Below are 7800 nucleotides of genomic sequence, written 5' to 3' on the forward strand. Positions count from 1 at the left end.
GCACGGACGTGGACCGTGCGGTCGCCGTTGCGCGTCGGGTTCGCACCGGGCAGATCGCGGTCAACGGTTTCGGTCCCGGTGGTGCGCCGTTCGGCGGCTTCAACCAGAGCGGGTTCGGCCGGGAAAGCGGCGGGATCATGGGAATTCGTCAGTACATGGAGCCGAAGGCCATGGGATTGCCCGCGTGAGCGAATCCCTTAACGGGCTTCGTGTCATCGAGATCGCCAACGAGATCTCAGGGCCCTATTGCGGCAAGTTGTTCGTCGACCTTGGCGCCGACGTTGTCAAAATTGAAGGACCGGAAGGGGATTCGCTGCGCCGGTGGGGCCCGTTTCCCGGCGGCGACCCCGACCCCGACCGCTGTGGGCTGTTCGAGTACCTCAACGCCGGCAAGCACCGCACCGTCCTCGACCTCACCCGTGAAACCGACGCGGCGGTGGCGCTTGAACTCATCGGCGACGCCGATGTCCTGATCGACGCGCTGGCGCCCGGATCCCTGGACGAATCCGGCCTCGGAGTCGACGCCCTGCAAGATATCAACCCGGAGCTGGTCGTGGTGCGCATCTCAAACTTCGGGCAGCACGGGCCGTTTCGCGACCGCGTGGAGACATCGCTGACGCTCCAGGCGGCGTCCGGTTGGGTTTCGACGCGCGATCCCGACCGCCCGCCGGTACAGGCAGGTGCCCGGATCGCCGAGTACGTAGCGGGCGGCTACGCCGCCATGGGCGCGCTCACCGCCCTGCGAATCGCCCCCAGGAGTCGGGTGACCGAGGTCGATGTCTCGGTGTTCGAGGCACTGCTGTCTACGCTGCCCTATCCGATGCTGATGGCCGAGCGAATGCGAACGCTGGGCCTGCCGTCCAACATCCGCTCGTCCCCGATGCTGGGTGTCGTCCGGGCCGGCGATGGCTGGGTCGGGATCAACTGCCTGACCGGACAGCATTGGCTCGACGTGTGCGCCATGGTCGGGCTGCCCGAGTTCGGCGAGCACCAATACGCCATCATGGCGGGCGGGCCCGAGCGCGCCGAATTCTTCGCGGCCGCCCAGCCTTGGCTGAGCGAGCGAACCGTGGCCGAAATCGTCGAACTCAGTCAGGCACTGCGTATTCCGGCGGCACCGATAGCAGACGGCGCCACCACGCTGGACTGCCCGCAGTACGTCAAGCGGGAATTCTTCGTCGACGGGGGAGGACGGGATTGGTCTTTTCGACGTCCGGGTCCGCCGTTTCGCTTCTCGAAGACAGCGGCGATGCCGGCCGGCGCAGCATCACATGGCCACTGGCCGTCCGCCGAGATCGTCGACCCTTCTCTGCCGTTTTCCGGGTTGAAAGTCCTTGACCTGACCACGTTCTGGGCGGGCGGCTATCTCACCTGTTACCTCGGGGCCCTCGGCGCCGACATCGTCAAAGTCGAGTCGATTCAGCGGCCCGACGGATTCCGCTACTCGGCGGCGTATCCGCACGAGGGCGACGACTGGTACGAGCGCAGCGCGCTGTGGCAGGCCACCAACCTCAACAAGCGAGACATCACGCTGGACTTGACCTCGCAGGCCGGACGCGAGCTCGCACGACGGCTTGCCGCGCAGGCAGATGTTGTCGTGGAGAACTTTTCGCCGCGGGTAATAGAGCAGTTCGGGCTGGACTATGAATCGCTGGTAGCGCTGCGCGCGGACGTAATCGCAGTCCGCATGCCAGGATTCGGCCTCGACGGCCCGTGGCGGGACTACGTGGGCTGGGCGCTGAACATCGAGCAGGTTTCCGGCATGTCGGCCGTAACGGGCTATGCCGATGGTCCGCCGTGCAACGTGCAGGGGCCCGCTGATCCCATCGTCGGGGTGCACGCCGGTGTTGCCTTGCTCGCCGCGCTGCAGCACCGCCGCCGTACCGGCGAGGGTCGGCTGATCGAGGTCGCGCAGATCGAGGTCGGCGCCGCCGTCACCGCCGAGCCGGTGATCGAGTACTCGATGAACGGCATCGTCCGGCCACGGGAAGGCAACCGGCGACGCGGCTACCGCCAAGGCGTCTACCCGACCGACACCGAAGATGCGTGGGTGGCGCTGTCGGTGCGCGACGACAACGACATGGCGGCGTTGGTCGACCTGATAGGTGAGCCCGCGCTGCTCCAGGACGATCGCACAGCCAATCACGACGTCTTCGACGAAGTCGTCGCTGCGTGGACTCAAACCCAGTCGCCCGCGAATATCGTTGCGGCTCTTCAGGAACGCCATATCCCCGCCGAGAAGGTCATCGCGCCCGAGCAGATGTATGACGTGGCGCAGCTCGATGCGCGTGGATACTACGAGGATTTCGACCATGCTGTCACCGGCCGCCACCGCTATCCCGGCTGGCCATTTCGCATCACCCCCGGACCTTCCCGACACCATCGCTTTGCCCCGCCGACACTCGGCCAGCACAACGACCAGATCCTTGGTGGCCTTGGAGTCTCCGACGACGAGCTAGCGGCGCTGCGCCGCGACCGGGTGATCGGCGAACGGGTGATGAGCTAGCCTGCACACGTGCTGCTGAGCTCGCTGGACCCCGCCGCGATCACCGGGGGCCGCGATCTCGCCGACGCGGTGCGCATCGGTGACGCCACGCTGAGCCGCAGCGATGTGATCGGCGCCGCGACATCCGTGGCCGAGCGCGTGGGCGGAGCGGACCGGATCGCCGTGCTGGCCACGCCGACCGCCTCGACCGCGTTGGCCATCGCCGGATGCCTGATCGCCGGCGTTCCGGTGGTTCCGGTGCCCGCCGACGTCGGGCAGGCTGAGCGTCGGCACATCCTCACCGACTCCGGCGCGGAGGCTTGGCTGGGCCCGCTGCCTGACGAGGGGGAAGGCTTGCCGCACATCCCGGTGCGCACGCACGCCCGGTCCTGGCACCGCCTACCCGAGCCGTCCCCTCAGGACACCGCGCTGATCATCTACACCTCGGGCACCACCGGCCCGCCCAAGGGCGTGCAGTTAAGTGGCCGGGCGCTTGCCGCCGACCTGGATGCGCTCGCCGAAGCTTGGCAGTGGAGCTCCGAGGACACCTTGGTGCACGGGCTGCCGCTATTCCATGTGCACGGCCTGGTGTTGGGTCTGCTCGGGTCGCTGCGATTCGGAAACCGCTTCGTGCACACCGGAAAACCGACGCCCGAAGCCTATGCAGCAGCGAAAGGCACGCTGTACTTCGGAGTGCCGACGGTGTGGTCACGGGTGGTTGCCGACCAAGCTGCAGCCGAGGCGCTGCGGCCGGCGCGGCTGCTGGTGTCCGGTAGCGCCGGCCTGCCGGTGCCGGTATTCGACCAGTTGGTCCGGCTCACCGGGCACCCGCCCGTCGAACGCTACGGCGCCACCGAGTCGTTGATCACGCTATCCACCCGCGCCGACGGCGAACGACGTCCCGGCTGGGTCGGGCTACCGCTGGACGGCGTCGAGACTCGATTGGTCGACGACGATGGTGGCCCGGCACCGCACGACGCGGAAACGATTGGGCGGCTGCAGGTTCGCGGCCCCACGCTGTTCAACGGTTATCTGAATCGGCCGGATGCCACCGCTGACGCGTTCGACACCGATGGCTGGTATCGCACCGGTGATGCCGCCGTCATCGACGCCGACGGTATGCATCGCATCGTCGGCCGCGATTCGGTCGACCTGATCAAGTCCGGGGGATACCGGGTCGGTGCCGGCGAAATCGAGACGGCGCTGCTCGGGCACCCCGGGGTGGCTGAGGCGGCAGTGGTCGGATTGCCCGACCAAGACCTCGGCCAGCGCATCGTCGCATACGTCGTTGGCGACGCCGAGCCGCAGGAATTGATTGACTATGTCGCTCAACAGCTTTCGGTGCACAAGCGACCGCGTGAGGTGCGGGTCGTGGATACATTGCCGCGCAACGCGATGGGCAAGGTGCTGAAAAAGGAGCTGTTGACCCGCGGTTGAAGCGGCGACGAGTTCGACGTCCTGCGTTACCGTCGTTATCGTGCAGAGACGCTGGGTCACGCCGATGAGGCGAGTTGCCGCTGCGTGTCTGGTCGGCTCGGCAATCGAGTACTACGACTTCCTGATTTACGGCACCGCGGCGGCGTTGGTGTTCCCCACCGTCTTCTTTCCCCACCTCAGTCCGACGTTGGCCACGGTCGCGTCGATGGGCACGTTTGCCAGTGCGTTTGTGTCTCGGCCGCTGGGCGCGGCAACCTTCGGTTATTACGGTGATCGGCTGGGCCGCAAAAAGACCCTAATCGTCACGCTGTTGTTCATGGCCGTCGCCACGATCTCGGTGGGCTTCGTCCCCAGCACGGCGGCCATCGGTACCGCGGCCCCCCTGATTCTCGTTGGGCTGCGACTCCTGCAAGGGTTTGCTGTCGGCGGTGAATGGGCAGGCTCAGCGTTGCTGAGCGCCGAGCACGCGCCCACCGGCAGGCGCGGCTGGTATGGCATGTTCACCCTGCTCGGCGGCGGCACCGCTGGGGTGCTTTCCAGCCTGACGTTTTTAGGCGTGAACTTCAGCATCGGAGAAAACAGCCCCGCCTTCATGGCGTGGGGGTGGCGCATACCGTTTCTGATCAGCGGCGTCCTGATCGGCATCGCCTTATATGTGCGGGTCAGAGTCGACGAGACTCCGGTATTCGCCGAGGAGAAGGCCCGAAACCGTGTCCCGGCGGCGCCGATCGCGGAGTTGCTGCACTTGCAACGCCGAGAGATCTTGTTGGCCGCGGGCAGCATCCTGGGCGGCTTTGGATTCGCCTATATGGGCAACACCTATCTCACCGCGTACGCCCATACCCATCTCGGATACACCCGCAGTTTCATCTGGGCCGTCGGGGCGCTGGGCGGGTTGGCAAGCATGGTGTCCGTCGCGCTCTCGGCCGGTCTGTGCGATCGATTCGGCCGTCGCCGGATCATGTTGCTGGGCTGGGTGGGGTGCGTGCCGTGGGCGGCGGTAGTGATTCCGTTGATGGACACCGGCAAGCCCGCGCTGTATGCGGTCGCGATCGTCGGCATGTTCGCGATCGCCGGGATCGGTTCCGGACCGACCGGCGCTTTCATTCCCGAGTTGTTCGCCACCCGGTACCGCTATAGCGGATCGGCGCTGGCGGTCAACCTCGCCGGCGTCGTTGGCGGCGCGTTGCCGCCGTTGGTTGCGGGGACACTGCAGGCAACCTACGGCAGCTGGGCGGTCGGCCCCATGCTGGCCGTCCTGGCCTTGGCCAGCGTTGTGTGCACCTACCTACTTCCCGAGACCAAGGGAACTGCACTTCACTCCGCTCGAGATGCCGGTGTCGCCGCGGTATCAACCGGCGCTTGATCGCGCCGCAGTGTTTTCCGGTTTGGCCCGGGTGCGACATCCGCGCCCAAAATTGCCGCGCGAATTAAATCCTCGTTCCCGACGTATTCCGGGCAAATTTTGGGAATTCGGAGTTCGCGGCCCCTCCGGGCGCTCAATTAAAGAATCCGAACACCGCCGCCGAACCTAGATAGTCGGCCTGTTTTGTTAGGAGAAAATGCCATGTCTTTTGTGACCACACAGCCGGAAGCATTGACGGCTGCGGCGAGCGCACTACAAACCCTCGGCACGTCAATGGTCGACCAGAATGACGCCGCTGCGGCTCCCACTACGGGCGTTGCTCCCGCAGCCGCCGACGAGGTATCAGCGCTGCAGGCCGCGCAATTCACGGCTTATGGAACCTGGTATCAGCAGGTCAGCGCCAAAGCCACGGCGGTTCACCAGATGTTGGTGAACACCCTGGGCGCCAGCGCCGGGTCGTATGGCGAAACCGAAGCGGCCAATAACGCCGCGACTGGTTCAACGTCGCTGTCCAGCCTGCTCGGTCCGCTAAGCGGAGCGGTCACTCCCGCGCAAGTGTCGTCCTCGACGGGCGCCTCAATTGCTACCCCTTTCAACTGGGCCCAGAACTTCGGCGCCGCGGGGTCCCAATTCATTGCGCTGGGCCAGGGCCAATTCCTTCCCCAAGCCGTGAACTGGAACCCCGCCGACCCAGCGGCCATCGGTATGGCAGACGGCGCGGGCGGTGCGCTCCCTCCGGCGGCTGCGACCGCGTCGGCGGGGCCCGCAAGTGTCGGTGCAGCGCCAGTTGTCGCAGGCGCGGGCCAGGCGTCATCGCTGGGCGGGATGTCGGTGCCGCCCAGTTGGGCTGGGGGAAGCGTTCCGCCGGCCACCGCCGCACCCGCGACATTGGCAGGTGCGGGTTGGACCAGCGCCGCGCCGCAGACCCCGCCGGTGACGACGATGCCGACAGGGGTTCCCTCGGTGGCCTCGACCGGGCGCGCAGGTTATGGCTTCGGCGCCCCGCGCTACGGCGTCAAGCCCACCGTGATGCCCAGACCGACCGCCATTTAAGACGCCGATAACGGCGGAGCTCATGCCAGAAAAGGATCAAAGAAATGACTTTCGATTTCGGCGCATTGCCCCCTGAGATCAACTCCACACGCATGTACAGCGGCGCAGGCGCCGGGCCGATGATGGCCGCCGCGGCTGCGTGGAACAACGTTGCGGCCGAACTGAATACGACCGCGTCTGCGTCCCAGTCGGTGATCTCGACGCTCACTGATGAAGGGTGGCGGGGTCCGTCTGCGGCGGCGATGGCCACCGCGGCGACACCCTATGTGGAGTGGATGCACACAACTGCTGCAGCCGCTCAACATGCAGCCAACCAGGCCATGGCGTCGGCCGCTGCCTACGAGGCCGCGTTTGCGATGACCGTCCCGCCGCCCGTTGTCGTGGCCAACAGAGCACAGCTGGCGGCCTTGGTCGCCACCAACGTTCTGGGACAGAACACCCCGGCGATCGCGGCCACCGAGGCCCATTACGGGGAGATGTGGGCCCAAGACGTCGCCGCCATGTATGGCTACGCCGGCTCCTCGGCCAGCGCCGGGACGTTGCAGCCGTTGACCGATCCGCCGCCGACCACCAACCCCGGCGGGGCCGGCGCGCAGGCCGGTGCCGTCACCCAGGCCGCCGGCACGTCGGCCGGACTGCCCGCATTGGTGTCCAACTTGCCCAGTGCGATGCAGTCGCTTTCAACTCCGCTGTCCGGCGCGGCGGTACCCGCTCAATCCTTGGACGATTTCTTCAATAACCCTCTGGTGAACAGCATTCCGAACGGGATCTCCGACATGGTGGCCTGGAACGCGTTCAATGGGATCACGACCGCGATCTTGTATGGGCACACCTATGACGCGGGACTGCTCAGCCATAACCTTCCGCTTGCTTTCGGCGGTATGGGTATTCACGGCTGGCAGCCTGGCACTGCGGTGAGTGCTGCGAGCGTGGGCGGTGCGCCGTTACTGGCCGGGATGGGTCAAGCCTCCCCGGTCGGGAAGTTGTCGGTGCCGGCAGCGTGGTCGGCAGCCACGCCCGCCGAGCCCGCCGCCATCGCTGCTCCACTGGCGGGCTCGGGTTGGACTTCCGCCACAGAGGCCGGCGGTATGACCACGGTGGCGGCTGGCATGCCGGCGTATGCCTCGGCGGGCCGCGGAAGCTTCGGCGTGGGACCACGCTATGGCTTGAAGCCAACCGTGATGCCCAAACAAGTTCTCGTGTAAGGTAATTCAGACGAGCACGCGGGTGGGCATCACCGTGGGTTTGACGCCGTAACGGGGGCTGCTGAAGCCGTGGCCTCCGCGGCCGGTGCCGGCTACCGCCGGCATCCCAGTCGCGACGTTGGTCACGCCGTTGCCTTCGTCGTAGTCCGCGTTCCAATCCGCGGTGGTTACCGCCGCCGCGCTGGACTCCGGAGTGGCCGCAGACCAGGTGGGCGGCACCGACAGCCCGCCGACCGAGGATGACTGGGCGATAC

At 66.6% G+C, this 7800-nt stretch carries 7 protein-coding genes; 6 read left to right on the forward strand and 1 reads right to left on the reverse strand.

From position 1 onward, the window contains the following. The 6 genes from WBF82_RS00440 to WBF82_RS00465 form a co-directional block, all read left to right on the forward strand. A partial coding sequence (locus tag WBF82_RS00440; protein WP_424381144.1) for an aldehyde dehydrogenase family protein occupies nt 1-188 on the forward strand: 188 nt, incomplete at its 5' end. Continuing rightward, a complete protein-coding gene (locus WBF82_RS00445) occupies nt 185-2506 on the forward strand; it encodes a CaiB/BaiF CoA transferase family protein (RefSeq protein WP_424381145.1) in 2322 nt (773 codons plus the stop codon). The genes WBF82_RS00440 and WBF82_RS00445, both read left to right, overlap by 4 nt. A 9-nt stretch (nt 2507-2515) precedes the next feature. Continuing rightward, on the forward strand, nt 2516-3922 hold the full coding sequence (locus WBF82_RS00450; RefSeq protein ID WP_424381146.1) for an acyl-CoA synthetase: 1407 nt from the start codon (nt 2516-2518) through the stop codon (nt 3920-3922). A 64-nt stretch (nt 3923-3986) separates the two neighbouring features. Beyond that, complete coding sequence (locus tag WBF82_RS00455; protein WP_424381150.1) at nt 3987-5288, forward strand: MFS transporter; 1302 nt, start codon at nt 3987-3989, stop codon at nt 5286-5288. Nucleotides 5289-5489: 201 nt separating this feature from the next. Then, nucleotides 5490-6341 carry a PPE family protein, SVP subgroup gene (locus WBF82_RS00460; RefSeq protein WP_424381147.1) on the forward strand — a complete coding sequence of 284 codons (852 nt, stop codon included), beginning with the start codon at nt 5490-5492 and terminating at the stop codon, nt 6339-6341. 44 nt (nt 6342-6385) lie between these two features. After that, entirely contained in the window at nt 6386-7546 is a 1161-nt protein-coding gene (locus WBF82_RS00465; protein ID WP_424381148.1) for a PPE family protein, read from the forward strand. A gap of 6 nt (nt 7547-7552) precedes the next feature. Here WBF82_RS00465 and WBF82_RS00470 read toward each other — a convergent pair. After that, nucleotides 7553-7800 (reverse strand): PE/PPE C-terminal domain-containing protein (locus WBF82_RS00470; protein ID WP_424381149.1); only part of this gene is annotated, 248 nt, incomplete at its 5' end.

Source organism: Mycobacterium sp., assembly GCF_049673265.1.
Taxonomy (GTDB): Bacteria; Actinomycetota; Actinomycetes; order Mycobacteriales; family Mycobacteriaceae; genus Mycobacterium.